This window comes from Burkholderia theae (assembly GCF_048565265.1).
Lineage (GTDB): Bacteria > Pseudomonadota > Gammaproteobacteria > Burkholderiales > Burkholderiaceae > Burkholderia > Burkholderia theae.
This window is the reverse complement of record NZ_CP183462.1, coordinates 2,491,772-2,511,862: the sequence shown is the minus strand read 5'-3', so window position 1 is coordinate 2,511,862 and position 20,091 is coordinate 2,491,772. Positions and strand designations below refer to the sequence as shown.

The following is a 20,091-nucleotide window of genomic DNA, read 5'->3' as shown; positions in this document are numbered from 1 at the left end:
GGCGGATTTCAAATCACACCGGAGGGGAAGGCCGTGCGTCACTTGGGGAAGATATTCGCGCTGTTGATCGAATTCGCGACACTGTCCGAAAAATCACGGAGGGAGTTTCTGACGATGATGAACGAGTATCTGCTGATGTCGCCGGCCCAGCGGCGGCGCGCGATCAACGAATGGAAAATGCAACAGGAAGGCAGCCAGCATGACGAACCTCGCGAGTCGGCGAACCGGTAGCGTGTGATGTAGGGCAGACGTGCATCGGGATCACGCCGCGCTTGCCCGTCGCGCTGCCCGGCGTACGATACGCGGGTAAGATCGATCGATTCGGGCCCGATCGCCAGCGCCGCCGTCGCCGTGTACGGTGCGGGCCGCACGGCGGATGTCCACGGCACCCGGATTCGATTCGGCCGCTGCGCGAGCCGCGAGAGGGCGGCGCCGAAGCGCGCCTGCTCATTGGGGCGCAAGATGCGCGGCGCGCGGACGGTCGCGCCCGACCGCTAAACGAAGCCGGATTTATCTTAAAATTAAGTCATTGTCGTCCGGCGAGCCGAACGCGGCTGACTATTGGCCGACAACGCGAGCGCGCGCCTGTCGCGGCGCGAGCCGGATGCGTGAACGAAAGCCTCGGGGAGAAACTGGTACATGGACGAATTCTCAGTGCGCGTGATGGTGGCGGACGATCATCCGGCATCAGCGCTCGGGATGTCGCAGGCGCTGCAAGGCAACAGCACGATCAAGCTCGCGGGCGCCGTTTCGAACTCGACGGATCTGGTCGCCGCGCTCGACGCGCAACCGAGCGATGTGCTCGTGCTCGATTACGTGATGCCCGGCGGCAAGTACGGCGATGGTCTCGTGCTGCTGTCGTTCCTGCAGCGCCGTTACCCCGCGCTGCGTATCGTGACGATCACGATGATCGACAATCCGAGCGTGCTGCGCGCCATTCACAAGCAGGGCGTGCACTGCATCCTGAGCAAGTCCGATGCGCTGTCGCACCTGATCGGCGCCGTGCATGCGGCCTACGTCGGCGCGAACTACATGTCGCCGTTCGTCAAGCAGCTGCTGCAGGACGGTGATTCCATGCCCGTCGCGCGTGCGCTGACCACCCGGGAGATCGAGGTGGTCCGGCTCTTTGGCGCGGGCTATACGGTGGGCGAGATCGCCACGCAGCTGCATCGCAGCAAGCAGACCATCAGTTCCCAGAAGTCGAGCGCGATGAAGAAGCTGGGAATCGTTCGCGACGCGGACCTGATCCGGTATGCGGACGAAGGCGACGTGCAGGATCCGTCCGCTCCGGGCGCACCCGCCGCGCGTGACTGACCTGCACACACGGCTCGGTACGGGCCACGGGCAGGCGAGCCGTGAGGGCGGCACGGTGCCGCAATGTTCCTGCGCGCAGGTTCGATGCGTGACGGTTGCACCCGCGGCAAGCTGCCGCCGGCACGGGCGAATACCGGCTCACGTTCGACAACAGTGAAACCACGGCGAATCGTATGCCCGACAAACTGAAAAGGCTGGCCGCGCAGGCCGCCGCCGTGGGCGGCAAGCCGTTCGACCCGGTCCGGGTCCGGCGCCAGCAGCACGCGCTGCTGTACGGCGGCGGCGTGGCGATCACCGCGTTCATCGTGCTGTGCGCGATCCTGGTCGTCCGGCTCGCCGTCGGTGACTACGTTGCCCAGATGCGCTCGTCGTTCCTGCGGGACGCGGCGCAACTGCACGGCGAGTTGCAGGTGACGAAGGTGTTGCTTGGACGATTCGCCGACAACATGACCGCGGCCAACAGCAACCCCGAAGTCGTGCCGCCGGCCGATCTGCAAACGTTGATCGACAATGGCGGCCGACTGGATTGGCCTAACCCGTACGGGAAGTCGAGGGTCGTCGGGTTTGCCGATATCACGCCGGGGCATTCGCCTGCTGCGTATCTGCGCTATATCGGCGCGCTCTACCGGATGGGCCACGCCGTGGCCACGCCGTCACCGGTTTCGATTGCACTGAGTTTCTCGGCTTACCTGATCGGCGTGAACGACGACTATCTGGTGTTGTTCGGCGCCGAACTGGCTGAGCGGGCTCCCGCGCGGCTGGCTCCGTCCGATCTGCACGCGCTGGCGCGACGCCTCGAACCGGCGGGTGTCGATGACCGCGTCGTCATCGAGACGCGCGACGATCCGTTGCTTGGCAGGCCGGTGACCCGGATCGCGCAACGGCTGCGCAACGTGAACGGCGAGCCGTTCGCATGGCTTGTCTTCAACGGGCGTCCCGAACTCGACCGGATCATGGCGCCGCAGGCGCCGGACGAAGAGAAAGTGCTCGTCGACACGAGCGGGCATATCGTGATGGGGCGGACGCATGACAGCGGAGTCGTCGCGCGAATGCTCGATCGCGTGCTGAATCGGGATCGTGCGCCAGCCATCCCGCATCGCATCGGCGGCCGCTTCGTGCTTGGCGATCGCCTGCCAGGGGCCGACCTCGTGCTGATCAAGAGCGTTTCGTGGCAAAGCGTGGCGATGGCCAATGCCACGCGCATCGGCATCACGTGCGTCCTGGCGCTGTTCGGCATTGCGGTGTTGTGGACCGCGATCGTCCTGTTCGATCGGCGCGCGCTGCGTCCTGCCAATCGGCGCGCGGTACGACTGATCGAAAGCGAGGCGCTGAACCGCACACTGATTCGCACGGCGCCGGCCGGGCTCGCACTGCTGTCGCTCGCCGACGGCGACGCGATCGTGCGCAACGATGCGATGGCTGCCTACGACAAGGCCGTGTCGGGGCCGCCGCTCGGCAAACGACTGTGGCAGGTTTATCGCGACGAGGTGCGCGTCGACGATGGCGCGCACGGGCTCGTCACGCATGAATTCGCGATCGAGCGAGCGGAGCACGGCACCGCGTATCTCGACGCTCACATGGTGCGTGCCAAGTACCGCGGCATCGACGTGTTGCTGTGCACGCTGATCGACATCACCGCGCGCAAGGAAGTGGAGGAGACGCTCCGTGAAGCGCGCGTGGCCGCCGAGGACGCGAACAAGGCCAAATCGACGTTCCTCGCGACGATGAGTCACGAGATCCGCACGCCGCTCAACGCGATCATCGGCAATCTCGAACTGATGGCGCGCGCGTCGCTGCCGTCGGCGGAGCAGCGGCGATTGAATACGGTTGCGTCGTCGTCGGATGCGTTGCTGCGCGTGATCAACGACGTGCTCGACCTGTCGAAGGCCGAGTCGAACCAGATGGTGCTCGAAAGCATCCCGTTCGATCTGCGTCGCATGCTGGACGACGTGACCGCGATGTTCCGGCCGCTCGCAGACGAGAAGAACCTGGAGCTTGCTTGTCGCGTGGCCCCGGATCTGGCCGACGGCTACGTCGGCGATCCGACCCGGCTGCGTCAACTGGTGTCGAACCTCGTCAGCAATGCGATCAAGTTCACGAAGCGCGGCGGCGTGACGGTCGAAGCGCGACCCGCGCCGGCCGGCACGGCTGGGCCGCGTGTCGAGATCGTCGTTCGCGATACGGGCATCGGCATTCCCGAAGACAGCATGTCGACGCTGTTCGACGTTTATATCCAGACCGACGCATCGGTGTATCGCCGCTTCGGCGGCACGGGGCTCGGGTTGCCGCTGTGCAAGCGCATCGTGACGCTGATGGGCGGCGAACTGAACGTCGTAAGCCGGCTTGGCGAAGGCACGACATTTACCGCCGCGTTGCCGCTGCCCGATGCCGCGCCCGGTTGGCGCATCGACACGCCGGAACTGCCGGCGTTCGCGGATGCGGTGCGCGGGTACGGATCGGCATCCGAAGCGGATGACGTGCTTCGCGCGACGGCGGGTGCCGAAGCGGGCACGCTGGCCTGGGACGACGACGAGGAGCCGCTGCGTGTGCTCGTCGCCGAGGATCATCCCGCCAGCCGCGCATTGCTGCGCGACCAGCTCGATGCGCTGCATTACGACGCCACGATCGTTTGCAACGGCGTGGAAGCGATGCGCGCGTTCTTCGAGCATCCGTTCGACGTCGTGCTGACGGATCTCGGCATGCCCGAGCTGGACGGGTTTGCGCTGGCGAATTTCCTGCGGGAGCAGGGGGCGACGGTGCCGGTGATCGCGATGACCGCGCACGCGACCGATGAAGATCGTCGGCGCTGTGAGCGGGCTGGGGCGGTGGAGGTCGTGTTGAAGCCGTTGTCGATCGGAACGCTCGAAGCAGTGTTGCGGCGACATGGCGGGCGGCGGGTGGCGGCAAGCCGTGATGCACATGCGGCGGCGGCGGGTGACGGTCGGCCAGTGGTGACCGCCGAGATTCGGCAGACGCTGAACGCTGCGACGCTATGTTCGCTGGCGGTGATCGAAGCGGCGCTGCCGGAAGGAGAGATCGAATCGATCAAGGTCGAACTGCATTCGATGCGGGGTGGGTTCGCGATGGCGGGTGATGGGGACGCGCGGGATGCTTGTGCGGAGATGGAGGCCGTCTTGGGCGAGAGTGGTGTGGATGCCCTTGGCGCGCGTTGGCCAGGTTTCCGGGATGAGATCGGATTGGCATTGCAGCGGCTGGTTCAGCCGGGGCTGTGATACGGACGTGCGCAGGTAGCGTTGTCCGTTGCGGACTGCCTGGCCTGCCGCGGAACGGTTTGACGTCGGCCATGCGACTGACGGCAAGCAGGCGGGGAAGGCGGTGCATCAACAGGTTGCGTGTGCTCGCATGCGATACACCGCGGAGGCGGGGAAATTGAGCGGTAGCGTGCATGCGTCTACCGCGTGATGCGCAAACGGCGGCCGTGCGTGGCGTGAGACCCCGCACGGCACCGGATTACTGATAGCTCATCGTGAAAGTGGCAATCGCGTCGGCGGTGCCACCCTTGAGTTTGGCGCCCGTCCTGACGTAACGCGCAGTGAGCGGAATCTCGATCTCTGCGTTGCCGGTTTCCGTGACGAACCATTGATTCGGGTTACCCTTCGCGCTCGAATCGGGACCATACGAGACAAGCGTCGAACCATTTTTTATCTGGATACCCACGCCCTCCGCGGTCGAATTACTCGTCAGATTCAGGATGTTGCTCCGATTGGCGGATTTGGTCGCATCCGTCAACGTGATGTACATCCGAGTCTTCGCCGTGCCCGTGCCGCCGGAGCATTTCAGGCCGATCTTGAACGACTTTTCGGGTCCGCCAGCCGTGTCGGTCATGCTCACTTCGCCGAACGGAACGTTGACCGTCTTCGTCGTGACCGCGCAGGTTGGCACGGTGGGCTTGATCTGGATCGAGCCGCTGAGCTTGAATATCCGATACTTGAAGGATTCGCCCCAAGAGTTCTTGACCCATGAACCGGCGAGTTCTCCGCTGAGAGATCCACCGGCCGTGATTCTCCCGGTTTTGACCAGTTCAATGACGACGGGGATTGAGGTGAAGGTTATCTCTCTAACCCCGGGGGTGGTGAATTCCCATGGCCACCAGTCGGTATTGCCGCCGGAGGAAAATCGCATCCTCACGCCGACGCCACTAACCGTTGTCGGAAGAGTGTGGTAAGTTGGATCGGATGCTTCACTCAGCGTGCCGTGGCGGACTTTATAGATATATGACTCGCAAGTGACCTCTCCCGCGCCGCCGCTCACGAGGCTGGCTTCCTGCGATGCAATAATGGTCCCGTTTGGCACCTCGGGATCGAAGCTGGGCGCGTTGTACGCAGCAAGTGTGACGACGACGGGGTCTGGGCTCGGGATGTTGGATCCGCCCGAGTACGTTTTGCAAGTCATTGCGGCGAGCGCTGCGCTGGACGAAATGGCCAACACGCCCGCGGTCAGGCCGATAGTAAGTTTTTTCATGTTCATATCGCGTGTCTTTTTCAATGAAGAAGATGACGGAGTAGAGGCGTAAGGGCGTGACGTCACCAACGTCGCGGTTTGACTACAATGCAGCCGGCGAGCATGTTCCGGCGTACGAGCATTGATCGACCAGGTCGGTGGAGCGCATACACATCCATCACGACCCTTCACCGGCCAGCCATGCGGCAACTCATCGCAACGCGCTCATAAGCAACCGATTTGGTTCGTTCAGGCAGCACGTAGTTGCCTTCACACGTCCCTTCGCTCCAGCGAATGGACAGGCGCCCCTGATCCTGTACGCCGAACACGAGCACGCGCGAATCGTTGTCAACCATACCCAGCATCTTCCCGTCCGCGCTGTACGCGGTTGCGCCGAACGGCACCTTGCGGCCGTTTTCCGTCGTCACGTCGAACTGGATACGTCGCCCGGATTCCGCGTCGAAACGTGCGGTGACGATTGCGCCGCGTGTGGGCACGACCGGCTTCGAGCTGTCGGTCAATTCGGTATCGAAATCGAGACTTTCCGTATCGACGCTGAGCCAGTTGTAGCGATACGGCTGTACGTACGGCAGGACGGCATAACCGCGTCGATCGGTGCTGATGCTCGACGACGACGAGAAGCGCGCGCCGCGCACGCCCGGAACCTCGGCGATCGCAAAGGTTTCCCCGACCGTCTGGCCAAGCGTGATTCCGCCGCGGTGCGCGACGATCGAACCCGATGCCCCGACGTCCACGTGCTTGCCGTGTCCGGACTGGTTGTAGTTCGTGCTGAGCTTGACCAGTGGGGTATCCCATCCGAGGCTTGCGCCGCCGGAGCCACTGGAATCCTTCGCGTAGCTGCCCTGAACCGAATAGTTGACCGTGTTCTGGTCGTTCAGGAAGCCGCTGACGCCGGCCTGGACGTTCACGTCACCGCCGGTCGAAGCGACCGTATTCGCGAACGCGCGATGCGAGCGCGTGCCGCCGCCGAGCGGAATACTGATCGATGCGCTGATCTGCGTGTCGGAGCGCGCGAACGGACCGGTGTCCTGCGTGCGCGCGACCGCAACGCTGTAGCTGAGATTCTTCAGTGCGCCGCTGTAGCCGAGCTGGATGTTGCGGCTCGAGCCGCCACGGTTCCAGTAGCTCGTTTCGCCGATGCTCGCGTACACCGACCCGTTGTTGCCGAGCGACTGGTTGATGTTCAGGTCGACGCGGCTCTTCTGGCGTTGCAGGCCATTGCCATGGATGCGGTCGAGATCGTCGACGTGCTGGCTGAACGTGCGATAACCGTCGGTCGAGTAGCGATAGCCGACCATCGTGAGCGTCGTGTCGGTTGCCGTCAGTGTTTTCGAATACAGGAAGCGGAAGCTCTGGCCGCTCGCCTTGCGCCCCGGTGTATTCGACTGGCTGTGCGTGATGTCGAACGACAGGCCACCGAATGGCGAGTTGTAGCCAACGCCGAGCGCGATCGCGGCATAGCGCTCCGCGCCGATGAGGCCGCCATAGCCGGTCAGGTTGTCGGACACGCCGTATACCACCGAGCCTTGCGCGAACTTGGGTCGAGATTGGCCGTAGCCGCGGTACTGGCCTGCGGAGAACGCATAGCGCATCGTGCCGCGGCGGATCATGACCGGCAGGTACGAATACGACTGCCGGTAGGTGCGTACGTTGCCGTCGGATTCGATGATCCGGACCTCGAGGTCGCCGTTCGAGCCGCTCGGGTAGATGTCGCGCAATTCGAATGCGCCAGGCGTAACGGACGTCGAGTAAATCACGTAGCCGTTCTGGCGGATCTCCACGACGGCGTTGCTCTGCGCGATGCCGCGCACGACCGGCGCATAGCCGACCTCGTTGTCCGGCAGCATCCCCGTATCGGAACTCACCTGAACGCCAAGGAAGCGCACGCTGTCGAAGATCTCGCTGGACGAATACACTTCGCCCATTGCCAGCCGGCCCTTGATGCGTTGCAGATCGCGCTCGACATAGGTGCGGTTGGCCGTGAAGCTCGATGCCGTGCCGCGGCGCCCTGTCAGCGACGATTCGTTGCGGACCCGCCATGCGCCGACGTTAAGACCGTTGCGCAAGCCGAGATAGTAGTAGTCGTTTCGATACCCTGAGTCGGTATCGTGGCTGAAGTTCGCCTGGTAGTTGGTGTAGGCCGCAGTGACGCCCTCGTTCCACTGCGACGGGTCGACATAGCCGCGCGACTGGCCCGGTACGTAGGCCTGCGGCATGCTCACGTTGAGCATCAGCATGCCGACGTCGAAATCCGACGACGCGCCTTCAACGAGGTCGGCGAGATTCACCTGTGCGTCATCTGCAAGGCCGGACTCCAGCTTGCCTTCGCGCTCGAGGCGATTCGTGTCTACGCCGAGCGACTTGAGCAGCCCGTATGTGATCACCGGCTTGACTTCGCCCGACGCACTCGCCGCAAAGACAACGGATTCGCGCTTCGCACGCCGCTGGTTCAGCGACACGTCGACATCGTACGTTCCCGGCGGAACTGCGCTGCCCTGCTCGAAATACTTGAGCTCGACAGGCGCTTCGCCCTTCTTCAGGAACATGTCGTTGAACTCTGCCGCCTCGACGGCGGTGGGCACGGCGATCCCGCCGAGCGCCATCAGACAGTACGCTCCCTGGCAAGCCGCTACGATTTTCTTTACGGTTGTATTCATGCCTTGTTCGCGTGCGTTTCCTCTCTGCCGGATGTCAGAAATGCGCGCCCTCTCGTGAATTAGTACAACTGAGTGAAAACAACGATTGATCTAGACGACCACGCGCTGCTTTTGTTATTTCGAGATGGTCGACTCGGTGTTGACGGCCGCGCCGAAGTCGTTGATGGAGTCGAATTCGACTTTTGCGTCGGCGCCGACCGACTGGCCGCGGAAATCCTTGATCGCGAGGCGTTGCGACGATTTGGGGGCGATCATCTCCGGCGCGAGCACGTACGCATGCGAACCGCTATGGAGGCTGGCGCGCACGACGGACACGTAGTAAGGCGTGTCGTTGACGACTTCCATCGCCGGTTTGCCGTCGTTGCCGGCAACGCGCCACTGCAACTGGCTCGGGGCATCCTCGGGCTTGCCGGGGAGATCGGCCGGTCGATAGAAGAGCTTGATGCGCTGGCGAACTGCGATTTGCAGCGAGTTGTCCCCCTTCGGCTTCTGCGGGATTTCCTGTACGTTGAGCCAGAAGACCGATTCGCGATCGGTTGCAAGGCCCTGGCCTGCATAGAAGATGCGCAGTATTTGTTGCTTGTCGCCGCCGAGGCGACTGAGGGACGGCGTGATCGCGAACGGAAGATCGCTGTGCGCGTCATCCGGCGCTTCCAGCCACGACTGGATCATGACGTCGTCTTTCGCCTGGTTCTTGACGAGTACGGACGCTTCCTTGCTTTTGGCGGTGTAGACCACCCGGGTGCCGGACAACGAAATGCCGGCGCAGGACGGAACGGAAAAGGACAACAGCGCGCCGGCCGCGACCAGCCCGGCAATGAGCTTTTTTTTCATGTCGAAATCGGAATCCGGGTGTGGCGGCAGGAGGGCAGGAACCGTCCCGCCGCCCGGTTGGAAGGAATTACTCGTAGGTGAGCGTGAACGGCAGCGTGCCGTTTGCCGTACCTGCGTCGACCTTGTCGCCGTTTGCGACATAGCCGGCGCGCATGTTCAGCGATGCCGTGTAGACCGGAGCTTCAGCGGTGCCGCCCTTGACCAGCGGTGCGTCGAACGTCTCGTTGGCAGCGAGGTTCAGCAGCTTGTTGTCGGAGTCGTAGACGCCGATGCCGACGCCCTTGGCCGTGCCGGTGGTCTTCAGCAGCTTGTTGTTCTTCGAATCGGTACCCGAACCTGCCAGCGGGTCGAACTTGACCTTGACCGTGGTCAGGTCCGTCGCGGTGTTGCCGCAATCGAGATTGAGGTTGATCGCCGTGCCGGCCGCGATTCCGCCACCCGCGGTGCCGCCGAGTGCGTCGGCGCTGACGGTGCCGAGGTCGACCGCGATGTTCTGGTCGCCTTTCCCGCCCGTCACCGTGGAGCCTGCGCCGCCCGTGATCGAGCACGATGCGGCCGTGATCGAGCCGGTAAAGTTGAGCGTGCCGTCAGCCGCCATGGCCGAGCCGGCTGCGAACATGCTTGCGAATGCTGCCAGTGCGAGAATTTTCTTGTTGAAAGCCACGATTTTCTCCGTTCGAGATTTAGGTGAATTAACTCTTGGAAGAGTCAGGAGAAATGTTATCGGGGGGGTGAAAATTCTCTTATAGGACGAGTACGAATGAAATTTTCCGTAACAGGTGATTCGTACGATTTCTCACTTTTCGCGGGGAACGCCACGCCTGGTTGCGAATGACTCGGGGGATTTGACGTTGTTGAAATGTCGGGATAGCAGCCGTCCGGTGAGCTGGACGAGAGGGCGGTCGCGTCCGTGGCGTTTCGACGCATGAATGGTGATGATGCGGTGACACACTTTGTGCGCTATTGCCTCGGGGGCAACCGGCGATAGCGCGATCACGATGGTGACCGGAGCCATCGGTTCAATACCGACACCATCGGCCGTTCGATCCGGACATGGCACACATATCCGGATACGCAGACCACGCCGAGCGTTGCGCATGCGGTCGCGATGCCAGTCCACGTCTGAAGATTCGCATGCGCGCCGACGATCTTCTCGGTGACCCCTATGACATACGGATGGATCAGGTAGATCGAATAGCTGGCGGCGCCGAGCGAAGCGACGATCCGATTCGAGAGCGACTGGTTCCGCATGTCGAGCGCGGCCAGCGAAACGATCAGCACGCACGCCGGCACACCCCATAGCGCAACACGCGTGAACGCTTGCGGCGTGCCGAAAACCGCATGAGGCAACGAAATCGCCGCGACGGCGGCCGTTGCCGCTGCCGCGCACATCCACACCGGCACGGCGATTCGCCGGGCGATGAGGGTCTGCAGCACCCGATACGCCAGGACGCCGAGGCCAAACTCCAGCACGAACGGTTGTCCGAGGTGATGGACGATGGTGCCGGGCGTGCCAGCGATTGCCATCGCTACACCGAGGAACGCGAGCACCAGCGCGGCGAGCGCCGTCGCGTAGCGCGCGCGGGCGACCCCGAGGCTTGCCGCAACGGCGAGATAGAACAGCATCTCGTACTCGAGGGTCCAGCCGTTCAGGTTCAGCGGGCCCCAATGACCGTTTTCCTTGACGTACGGCACGAACAGCAGCGATTTGACGAGGTATTCGGGCGCGGCCGTCGTCGTGTTCAGCCAGTGCGGACGCAGCACGGCGATCGCGTAGATGCCGAGCGTCGTCACCCAGTAGAGTGGCACGATCCGGACCAGGCGCTTGCGGAAGAATGCGCGGCCTTCGTCCGGTGCGACGCACGACATGATGAACCCGCTGATCACGAAGAAGACGTCGACACCAGCCTGGCCGAACGGCAGCACGTGCATGTGATACGCGACCACAGCGAGGGCAGCGAAGGCCCGGGCGGCCTGGATATTGGGGAAGAACGCGCGTGGGTGCACGGTGTCACGCATGGCGATTTCCGGTTGGGATTTCTCGCGACACCGCCGATCGGTTGCGGTGACCGGCAGTGATGTCGGACGCACCGGACGTACCAGATCTCCGCCCCGGCCCCCGCACCACTCGCGACGCACCCACGAACTGCACCGCACACAGCAACGACACGCTCGACAAATGGCGCGTATAGCTGCCCAGATCGGGCTCGAACAGCATCGACACGGCGACATGTCCAATGACGAGGGCGGCAAGCACCTCGCGGCCGGAACCGCCATCGCCACGCGCACGTCGCCACACGGCGGCCAGCGCGATCCACACGAACACCTGCATCGCGATTTCCTTCGGCCCGGGTGAAAACAGCACCGGCAGATTCAGGCGGAGCACCGCATACAGGTAGTTGACGCAGAACGCGACGAACGAAACCGGTTCGGCCGGGTTGCGGAAACTGGTGCGAGCGCCGAACGGCGAGCCGTATTCGAGATAGTCCGCGGCCATGTCGCGCGGATGCTGCAGCAGGTAGTACACGTCGTTCGGCAGCAGGAAGATCGCCAGCAGAACGGCAAGCATCAGCACGATCTTGCGCGGCCACGCACCTCGCCGAAACAGCAGCACGCCGATCGCGATCGCGGGAATCAGCGCGAAATAGCTGCGTACAAAGGCTGCATAGGCGCCGTACAGCACGACGGCGGCCGCGATCGCAACAAGCGCGGCGCGACGCTGCGCGATCCGCGCGAGCACGATGGCCATCAGCACGACGAGCGTGTCCTTGCTCGCGACGAACAGGTTGAAGAACACACACGGCGCGAGCAGCACCATGCAGGCCGCCATCGAGCCAACGCGCTTGCCGTGGTCGAGCACAAACCAGATGCAGAGCGCGCCGACCGACGCGACGAACAGATGCGTACCGGTCGCGCCGAGCGCCGCGTAGAGCCGCGCGACCGCATCGAACGACGTGCCCTCGTAGGTGCTGGCGCCGCCGATCTGGCTCTGGATCTTCTCCGCATCGCGAAAGATGAACTCGGGCAGAAACGCACCGGCTTTCGCATAGATGCCCCAGTAAGCCAGCACGGCCAGCGCGGCGACGGCGCGTATCAGGCCGCGGCTGAGCCGCGGGCCCGCGCAAAGCAGCTTATCCAGCATGATGCGGCTCCGCGGCGGGCAGGATGTGTCGATGCCGGCGCGCGAGTCGCGCGACGCTCAGCGCGAGCATCGCGGCAACCGCGACGCTCGTCGCCAGATGGGCGAGCGCGGCGCCGATGACACCGTCGCGCGCGATCAGTTGCGACGCAACCGGCAGGTACAGCAGCGCAATCACCGTCAACGCTGCCAGCACGACGCCGCCGCCACGCAGCGCGATCGCGGCGGCCCACAGTACGTCTGCCACCGCGCGCAGGATGAACGACACGAGCAGCACCGCGAGCAGCACGGCATGGCCGGTGTCCGCCGGCTCGTGCGCGAAGGCGAACAGGTCGCGGTACACGACGGCGATGACTGCCGATGCGAGCAGCGGCACGGCCGCGCTGGCCGCCGCCGCATGGCGAACCTGGAGCAGAAACGCGCCGGGCGTATCGGCCAGCGTTCGCACGAAGCGCGGGCCGGCCGTCGCGACGACCGTCGCGAACGCGACCGTCTGCACGGCGTTGGCGATCGACCATGCGAATACGTACTGGCCGAGTACATCCGCGCTCACATGGCTGCCGGCGATGAAGCGTTCCGCGTATTGCAGCACCACGAGGAGCACGCCGGCCGCGTAGAAGGGCAGCCCGTGCAACCAGACCGGGAACACGCCGTCCGAATCGGTCGCGCTCTCGGGGAACCGGATGCCGCGCGCGCGGTGCGCGAACGCATCGATCCGGCGCAGGCACGCGATCACGACGAGTATGTTGGTCATGACCCAGATCGCGAACACCGTCTCGATCGATTGCACGGCGCCCGCAAGCAGCCCCGCGCACGCGATGCCGGCCCACGCGCCGGTGCGCACGAACAGCAGCAGCGACGCGGCACGCGGCTGGTGCAGCGAGAACAGCCATCCGTTCGCCTCGAATGCCGCGTGCTCGGACAGCGCGACAAACAGCACGCTCCACGCGAGCGACATCGGCAGCCCGAAGCGCGCGAGCAGCGCGGCGGCGGTTTCGTTCGGCGTCGCAACGGCAAGCGCGGCGGCGAACAGCAGGTAGACCGTGCCATAGACAACGCACAGCCGGCGCGCATTGCCGATGGCCGGTAGCGGATTGACCTCGCTCAGGCGCCGGTCGAGCTCGGGGCTGAAGCCGAGGCCCAGCACCTTCGATGCGATCACCGACGCGGCGACCGCCAGCCCGTACGCGGCGATCGCGTCGAAGCCGAGCGTACGCGCAACGACGATCGCGAGTGCGAATTTGAGGCCGAGCGCCGAGAACCGTAGGAACAGGCGCGTCAGCATCGTTCGCCATTGTCGGTATCGAGCGCGGCGCGCAGCGCATCGATCACGCGCACGCGCGCCGCGCGAATGCGGGCGAAGCCGGTTTGCGCGGCGTCCCAGAACGCCGCCGTCGCGCCGGGCGCGAAGATCGTGTCGGCGACGGACGCGGGATCGAAGTCCGCGCCGTTGGCGACCCAGTCGTCGAGCCGCATGTCCGCATAGGCACCGAAGCCCTTGCGTTCGTAGCTGACGTGGAATGCCGGCACGCCATGCAGGATTGATTCGAGCGCGCCGTGCAGTCGCACCGACACCGTGACGTCGGGCCGGTCGTGCTCGAGCAGCGCCTTGAGCGGTACCAGTGGATCGCGGATGTCGAGGCGGTGGTAGTACGCCAGATCGTCGTTGCCGCGTCCGGTGCTCTGTATCGCGAAGCTCACCCGGCATGTTGCGCTTACCTGTTCGACGAGCCGCCGGATCGATGCGTCGTAGCGCGCGCGTTGCGCGGCGGACCATGCGGGTGCGCGGCGCAGCACGAACGCGACGTGCCGCACGTCGCGATTGGCGCGCGCCGCGCGCTGCAGGATCGCGTCGCGGCGATGCTCGAAATCGAGGACGGCGAGATCGGGGGCGCGCCGTGTATTCGGATTCGCGGCGAGGAAGGCTGCGGAACGGTCGTCGCGAACGAACACTGTGTCGAACGCGGCAAGCAGCGAGCGCAGGTGCGCACCGACCGGGCCGGCCGACAGCGTGGGCCCGATGCTTTGCGGCAGATACACGGCCGGTTTGCCCGACGCGCGTGCGGCGCGCATCTGCAGCAGGTGCCCGGCTTCGAGCTTGAGTGCCTCGAGCGGATTGCGTGCGCGCAGGTAGCCGCCGCCGACGCCGACGATCAGGTCGGCCTGGTCGAGCAGGTCGCCGAGCGGGCGCAGCCGGCCGTTCGCGGGCAAATGCAGCGCGGCGCCGGCAGCGGCGGCCAGTCGGCGCCAGCCGCCACCGGCGAGCACGGGGGCCGGGTGCACGTCGTCGTGGCCGGGAAACGACGCGGGATCGGCGGCGACGATCGACACGCGTGTCGCGTCGCCGAAGGCTTCCCGCAGCAGCGAGACGGACAGGTCGACCAGCAGGCCGTCGCCGGCGTTGCTGGCGCTGTACGCGTGCAGCAGCGCGACGTGGGGAGAGGAAGTCATGCGAGGTGTCCTTGAACGAGTGCGCGATACAGGTCGTGCGTGCGCCGGACCATCGTCGCGGCGGAGAAATGGTCGAGCGTCGCCGCGCAGTGCGTGCGCATCGCGAGGCGTCGCTCCGCGTCGCGGGCGAGCGCGACGACGGTGCGGGCGAATTGCGTCGTGTCGTCGTCGTTCGGCACGACGATGCCGATGCCGTGCGTGTCGACCAGTTCGGTCACGCCCGCGACGCGTGACGCGACGATCGGCACGCGCGCGGCCATCGCCTCGAGGCAGACGTACGGAAACCCTTCGTAGCGGCTCGGCAGCACGAACAGGTCGAAGGCGGAGAAATAGCGGCTGGCGCGCTCGACCGGACCGACGACGTGAAGATTCGGCGGCACGTCGTCGGCCTCGGGGCCGGCCGCGGCAGGGAAGTCACCGGGGCCGATCGCGATGAAGCGCACGTCGAGGCCGCATTGGCGATAGACGCCGCGCGCGATCCGCACGAGCCGATCGACGCCTTTCTGGTGGCTGAAACGCCCGACGAAACCGACGACGATCGCATCGTTCGGCAGGCCGAGCGCCAGCCGCGCGTCGCGGCGCGGCAGCGTCGCGGTTGCCGGGACACCGTTGACGATCGTCGCGACGCGATGCGCGGGGATGCCGAGCGCGTCGTGCAGATGCCGCGCTTCGTCGCGCGAGACGGCGACGATCCGGTGCGAGCGGAAGTGGCCGAGCAGCGCCTCGATCGTGCCGTACACGCAGCGTTGCAGGCCGCTCAGGGTCGGGTTGAGCGTGTAGATAGCGTGCGGCGTGTACACGTGTCGCCACGGACCGACGCACAGGCGCGCGATCGCGCCGGCCTTCGAGCTGTGGCTGTGCACGATGTCGGGGCGAATGCGCAGCAGGCATCGATACACATGCGCGACGGCCAATGCATCGCGCCAGCCGACTGCGCGTCGCATCGGCACATGGTGCACGCTCGCGCAAAGCGACAGCACGCGCGCGTCGAGGATCGTACCGTCGAAGCGCGGCCCGCGCGGCACGATCAGGTGCAGTTCGATGCCGCCGGCCTTGCTCAGTCCGTCGATCAGGTCGGCGAGATGGACGGCCACGCCGCCGCCCGCCGCTTCGACGACGAGCGCGACACGCAGCGGCGGCGTGCGGTTCGCGCGGAGCGTCACGGGTGTTCCTGCGGCGGGTCGTGCCGCGATGCGCGTGGCTTCGCCGGCGGCTGGACGTTCGAGATGACGGGTATCGTTCATCGCGGCGCACCTCGCCGCAAGCGTGCGGCGAACGCGCGCAGCGACTGTCCGATCGACGCCGCGATGCCGCAGCGCGATGGCGCATAGCGGTACTCGGTGTAGCGATACGCGCCGTAACGCGAGCCGTAGCCGCCGGAACGCGGATCGACCGCATTGAGCAGCACGCCGCTCGCATCGACGCCGTTGTGCGCGAGGCGCCGGATCGATTCGCCGAGTTCGGCGACGCGTGTCGATGCCGCGCGGGCCGCGAGCAGCACGGTGCCCGCATGGCGGCCGAGCACGACGGCGTCGGTGACGGCGAGGATCGGCGCGGCGTCGATCACGACGTGGTCGTAGCGGGCCGACAGCGTATCGAGCAGCGCACCGACGCGATCGTCGACGAGCAGTTCCGCCGGATGCGCGGGGATCGCGCCGGTCGAAATGAAGTCGAGGTTGGGAATCACGTCGCGGCGGATCGCCGCATCCGGCTCGGCCGTGCCCGACAGCAGCTCGGCGAAACCCGGCTCGCGCCCGACGCCGAGCGCGTCGTGCAGGTAGCCGCGGCGCAGGTCGCCGTCGACGAGCAGCACGCGCTCGCCATTGGCGGCCAGCAGCGCCGCGAAGTTCGACGCGACGAACGACTTGCCGGCGCCGGGCACCGGGCCCGTCAGCAGCAGCACGTTGTTGCGCGCACGCTGCATCGCGAAGCGGAGCGCGGTGCGCAGGCTCCGCAGGCTCTCGACCGCCGGATCGTGCGGATGAAGCACGCTCAACAGATGCGGCCCCGGCACGCACTGTGCGATGCGCCTTGCGACCTGCCGCTGGCCGGTCGATTCCGGAACGGTCGCATAGACGTCGATACCGAGCGGCCGCTCGATCTCGTCGGCGCTGCGTACGCCGCCGAACAAGGTGTCGCGCACGAACGCGAGCGCGACGCCGAGCGCGAGGCCGAGCAGCGCGGCGGCCGCGATCACGACGGGCCGGTTCGGGCGCACCGGGTCCTCGGGCGCGACCGGCGTGTCGACGAGCCGCACGCTGCCGGTCTTGCCTGCCTTGACCAGCTCGAGCTGCTGCGCGTTGGCGAGCAGCGCCGTATAGAGATCGGTATCGACCTTCACGTCGAGCATCAGGCGCACGGCGTTCTGCTGCAGGTCGGGCAAGCGCCTGACCTGTTGCTCGAACGACTGCTGCTCGCGCGCGAGCGTCGCGATCTGCGCGTCGAGCGCGATCATGTCGGGATGGCCCGGTGCGAAGCGCGAGCCCATCGCGTCGCGCTTCTGTTGCAGTTCGAGCCGGCGCGTCTGCGCGTCGGCCGATTGCTGCAGGATCAGCTTCGCCTCTTCGTCGAGGTCGATGGCGCCGTTCGCGTTGCGCATGTTCGTGTAGCGCTGTTCGGCGTCCTGCAACTGCTTCTTGAGCACCGGCAGCTGCGCGTTGAGGAACGCGAGCGATTGCGCGGCATCGGCGGACTTGCGCTCGATATGCTGGCGCACGTAGTGGTTCGCGATGGCTTGCAACTGCGCCTGCACGCGCTGCGGATCGACGCCGCGCAGCGTCGCGACGATCACGCCCGATTGCTTGATTTTTTCCTGGACGTCGAGCCCGCGGCGCAGCGCATCGATCGTGCCGGCGCGCGATTCGCGCACGAGCGTGAAGCGGGTGTCGGGATGCGCGTCGATGCGGGTGACTTCGATGGCGATCGGGCCGTAGGCGGTCGCGAACGTCTCCGGGTGACCGAACGTACCCGTGACTGGCTCCGGTAGCGCGGCACCCGTCAGCCGGTAGCGCCACGAGTCGAGCAGCGAGAGTTCGAAACGCTCGCCTTCGAGCGGCTTCGGTACATCGAAGCGCGCCAGTTCGGCGCTTTCGTCGCCCCATGCGTAGCCGCCGAGGCCCAGCAGGCCGGGGCGCGAGATTCCCGTGTTGAAGCGCGACACGAATTCGCCGACGACCGGGAAGCGCTTCGGTTGCGCGACGATGTAGCTGCGCAGGTCGTCGACCGCGCGCGTGATCACGAGTCGCGACGCGAGGATCTGTGCTTCGGCAGCGGCGCTCGACTTGATGTCGAACAACGACGACACGTCGCCGAGCACGCTCTTGGCGGCCGACGAATCGCCGCTGTCCTCGACTTGCACCATGATGTCGGCCTGGTATTGCCGCGGGGCGAGGAACGCATACAGCGTACCGGCGCCCATGCAAGCGGCGGTGACGATGGCGATCAGCCAGCGCCGGGAAACGAGCACGTCGATCGCGCCGGCAAGATCGAGCTCACCGTCGCGGTCGTGCGGATGCTCGTGAGAAGGTGTGGAAGTCATCGGGTCGAATCGGAAAGGACAAGCGTGGAAGGGGCGGCCGGCGCGATGCGCGCGCACCATGCGTCGACACCGCGCTCGATGAGCCGCAGGCTGCGTTCGAACGACGCGCGCGGGCCGAGATATGGATCCGGTATGTCGGAGCCATGCATGCGGCCGCTGGACGGATCGGGCATGCCGAGCAGGAACACGCGGCCACGCAGCGCCGGCAGGCGGCGCTCGAGCCAGCATTGCTGGTCGACATCCATCGTCAGGATCAGGTCGGTGCGCGTGGCGAGCCCGGGCGGCACGCGGCGCGCGCGGTGCGCGGCGATGTCGAGGCCGCGCTCGCGCATCAGGTCGACCGCATGCGGATCGGCCGGCTGGCCGTCACGCGCGCCGAGGCCAGCCGATTGCACGTCGACGCCCGGCAGCCGCGCACGGAACAACGCTTCGGCCATCGGGCTGCGGCACACGTTGCCGATGCACACGACGAGCAGTGTGGCGACCGCGCTCATTTGACGGCGAGCGCCGCGGTGGCGCTGGTGTTGACGCCGGGCAGCAGCAGGCTGAGCACGCGGCTGAAGCGCACGAGGCTGCTGCCGTCGACGTAGACGATGTCCTTCGGCCGCAGTTCGAATTCGTTCGCGAGCACCATCGACACCGGCGAGCGCGCGTCGAGATGGAACACCTGCGGGCTGTCCGTGCCCGACCCGCGGATCACGAACATCTGGGCCGCGTCGGCCGTGCCCGCGTTCACGCTGCCGGCCTGTGACAGCGCGTCGGACAGCGTCAGACGTCCGTCGCGCTGTGGCACCGCGAGCGACGGCTTGTTGACCTCGCCCATCACGTACGCGCCGTAGTCGCTGCGGGCCGGCACATGCAGGAGATCACCTGCGGCGAGCACGATGTCGGCCGGGTTGCGGCCGTGCCTGAGCATCTGGCTCAGGTCGAGCGGATAGGTCACGCCGCCGCGCACCAGCGTCATGCGGCTTTGGTCGGCTGCCGGGCCGAGGCCGCCGGAGCGACCCAGCGCCTCATAGAGCGTCATCGGCACGTCGTTGACGGGCTGGGCGCCCGGCGTACGGACCTCGCCGTCGATGTAGACCTGCTGTGAACGGAACGACGCGACGCGCAGCGTCACCTGCGGATTGCGATACACGCGCGACAGTGCCGCGGCGATCCGGGCTTGCGCGGCGTCGGCGGTCAACCCCGCGACTGGCAGGTTGCCCGCGAACGGGAACGACAGATTGCCGTCCGGATCGACGACGAAGCCGGACGCCGGGTCCGCTGCGCGCGGCGCGTTCTGCGACACGGCGCCTTGCGAAGCGGCGAGTTCGGGGTGATCCCACACGGTGACCTGCAATACATCGCCGGGGCCGATCCGGTACGGGCCGGGCGGCGCGACGAGGCGGTCGGATTGCCCGGACTGTTGCCGGGCCGATTGCGCATCGAGTGCGCGAATCAGGCCGGCATCGATCGGCGTGATGCGGAACGAGGGGGCACCGCTACCCGCCTGCGTGTCGGCCGCGGTGGAGGGCGGGCCCATCCGCATGCCGGGCGCGAGCGCACAGGCCGACAGCGCGACGCTCGCGGCCATGGCCAGCAGCATGCGTGCGCAGCGCGGGCGGGCATGCTCCGCGCGGACGTCTTTTGGATTTATCATAAGTTATCCTTATCAGATGGCGGCGCGGAATGAA

At 66.0% G+C, this 20,091-nt stretch carries 15 protein-coding genes; 2 read left to right on the top strand and 13 right to left on the bottom strand.

What is annotated here, in order from left to right; all coding sequences use genetic code 11:
• Nucleotides 1-38 precede the first annotated feature (38 nt).
• On the bottom strand, nucleotides 39-461 hold the full coding sequence (locus ACN22W_RS28795) for a hypothetical protein (RefSeq protein ID WP_419688069.1): 423 nt from the start codon (nucleotides 459-461) through the stop codon (nucleotides 39-41).
• Nucleotides 462-639: 178 nt separating this feature from the next.
• On the opposite strand from ACN22W_RS28795, the gene ACN22W_RS28790 reads away from it, so the two are divergent.
• Together ACN22W_RS28790 and ACN22W_RS28785 are read left to right on the top strand one after the other, a co-directional pair.
• On the top strand, nucleotides 640-1,314 hold the full coding sequence (locus ACN22W_RS28790) for a response regulator (protein WP_129516343.1): 675 nt from the start codon (nucleotides 640-642) through the stop codon (nucleotides 1,312-1,314).
• Nucleotides 1,315-1,487: 173 nt separating this feature from the next.
• Complete coding sequence (locus ACN22W_RS28785; RefSeq protein ID WP_419688068.1) at nucleotides 1,488-4,547, top strand: ATP-binding protein; 3,060 nt, start codon at nucleotides 1,488-1,490, stop codon at nucleotides 4,545-4,547.
• Nucleotides 4,548-4,785: 238 nt separating this feature from the next.
• Here the strand turns inward: ACN22W_RS28785 and ACN22W_RS28780 are convergent, their stop codons facing one another.
• The 12 genes from ACN22W_RS28780 to ACN22W_RS28725 form a co-directional block, all read right to left on the bottom strand.
• Nucleotides 4,786-5,796 (bottom strand): fimbrial protein, encoded by a 1,011-nt coding sequence (locus ACN22W_RS28780; protein WP_419688067.1) that lies wholly within the window; start codon nucleotides 5,794-5,796, stop codon nucleotides 4,786-4,788.
• A gap of 167 nt (nucleotides 5,797-5,963) precedes the next feature.
• Entirely contained in the window at nucleotides 5,964-8,453 is a 2,490-nt protein-coding gene (locus ACN22W_RS28775; protein ID WP_419688066.1) for a fimbria/pilus outer membrane usher protein, read from the bottom strand.
• Between the two features lie 114 nt (nucleotides 8,454-8,567).
• The gene (locus ACN22W_RS28770; protein WP_419688065.1) at nucleotides 8,568-9,428 is read right to left on the bottom strand and encodes a molecular chaperone; all 861 of its coding nucleotides are present in this window, start codon (nucleotides 9,426-9,428) and stop codon (nucleotides 8,568-8,570) included.
• Complete coding sequence (locus tag ACN22W_RS28765; protein ID WP_419688064.1) at nucleotides 9,355-9,951, bottom strand: fimbrial protein; 597 nt, start codon at nucleotides 9,949-9,951, stop codon at nucleotides 9,355-9,357. Before ACN22W_RS28765 ends, ACN22W_RS28770 begins: the two co-directional genes overlap by 74 nt.
• 329 nt (nucleotides 9,952-10,280) lie before the next feature.
• A complete protein-coding gene (locus ACN22W_RS28760; RefSeq protein ID WP_419689850.1) occupies nucleotides 10,281-11,306 on the bottom strand; it encodes an acyltransferase family protein in 1,026 nt (341 codons plus the stop codon).
• A complete protein-coding gene (locus tag ACN22W_RS28755; RefSeq protein ID WP_419688063.1) occupies nucleotides 11,299-12,429 on the bottom strand; it encodes a hypothetical protein in 1,131 nt (376 codons plus the stop codon). The genes ACN22W_RS28760 and ACN22W_RS28755 overlap by 8 nt, the downstream gene beginning before the upstream one ends.
• The gene (locus tag ACN22W_RS28750; RefSeq protein WP_419688062.1) at nucleotides 12,419-13,711 is read right to left on the bottom strand and encodes a lipopolysaccharide biosynthesis protein; all 1,293 of its coding nucleotides are present in this window, start codon (nucleotides 13,709-13,711) and stop codon (nucleotides 12,419-12,421) included. The genes ACN22W_RS28755 and ACN22W_RS28750 overlap by 11 nt, the downstream gene beginning before the upstream one ends.
• On the bottom strand, nucleotides 13,705-14,877 hold the full coding sequence (locus ACN22W_RS28745) for a polysaccharide pyruvyl transferase family protein (protein ID WP_419688061.1): 1,173 nt from the start codon (nucleotides 14,875-14,877) through the stop codon (nucleotides 13,705-13,707). Before ACN22W_RS28745 ends, ACN22W_RS28750 begins: the two co-directional genes overlap by 7 nt.
• Complete coding sequence (locus ACN22W_RS28740; protein ID WP_419688060.1) at nucleotides 14,874-16,121, bottom strand: glycosyltransferase family 4 protein; 1,248 nt, start codon at nucleotides 16,119-16,121, stop codon at nucleotides 14,874-14,876. Before ACN22W_RS28740 ends, ACN22W_RS28745 begins: the two co-directional genes overlap by 4 nt.
• The gene (locus tag ACN22W_RS28735) at nucleotides 16,118-18,415 is read right to left on the bottom strand and encodes a polysaccharide biosynthesis tyrosine autokinase (protein ID WP_419688059.1); all 2,298 of its coding nucleotides are present in this window, start codon (nucleotides 18,413-18,415) and stop codon (nucleotides 16,118-16,120) included. Before ACN22W_RS28735 ends, ACN22W_RS28740 begins: the two co-directional genes overlap by 4 nt.
• The gene (locus tag ACN22W_RS28730) at nucleotides 18,412-18,909 is read right to left on the bottom strand and encodes a low molecular weight protein-tyrosine-phosphatase (RefSeq protein WP_419688058.1); all 498 of its coding nucleotides are present in this window, start codon (nucleotides 18,907-18,909) and stop codon (nucleotides 18,412-18,414) included. Before ACN22W_RS28730 ends, ACN22W_RS28735 begins: the two co-directional genes overlap by 4 nt.
• Nucleotides 18,906-20,057, bottom strand: coding sequence for a polysaccharide biosynthesis/export family protein (locus tag ACN22W_RS28725; protein WP_419688057.1), 1,152 nt, complete (start codon nucleotides 20,055-20,057; stop codon nucleotides 18,906-18,908). Before ACN22W_RS28725 ends, ACN22W_RS28730 begins: the two co-directional genes overlap by 4 nt.
• Nucleotides 20,058-20,091: the final 34 nt, after the last annotated feature.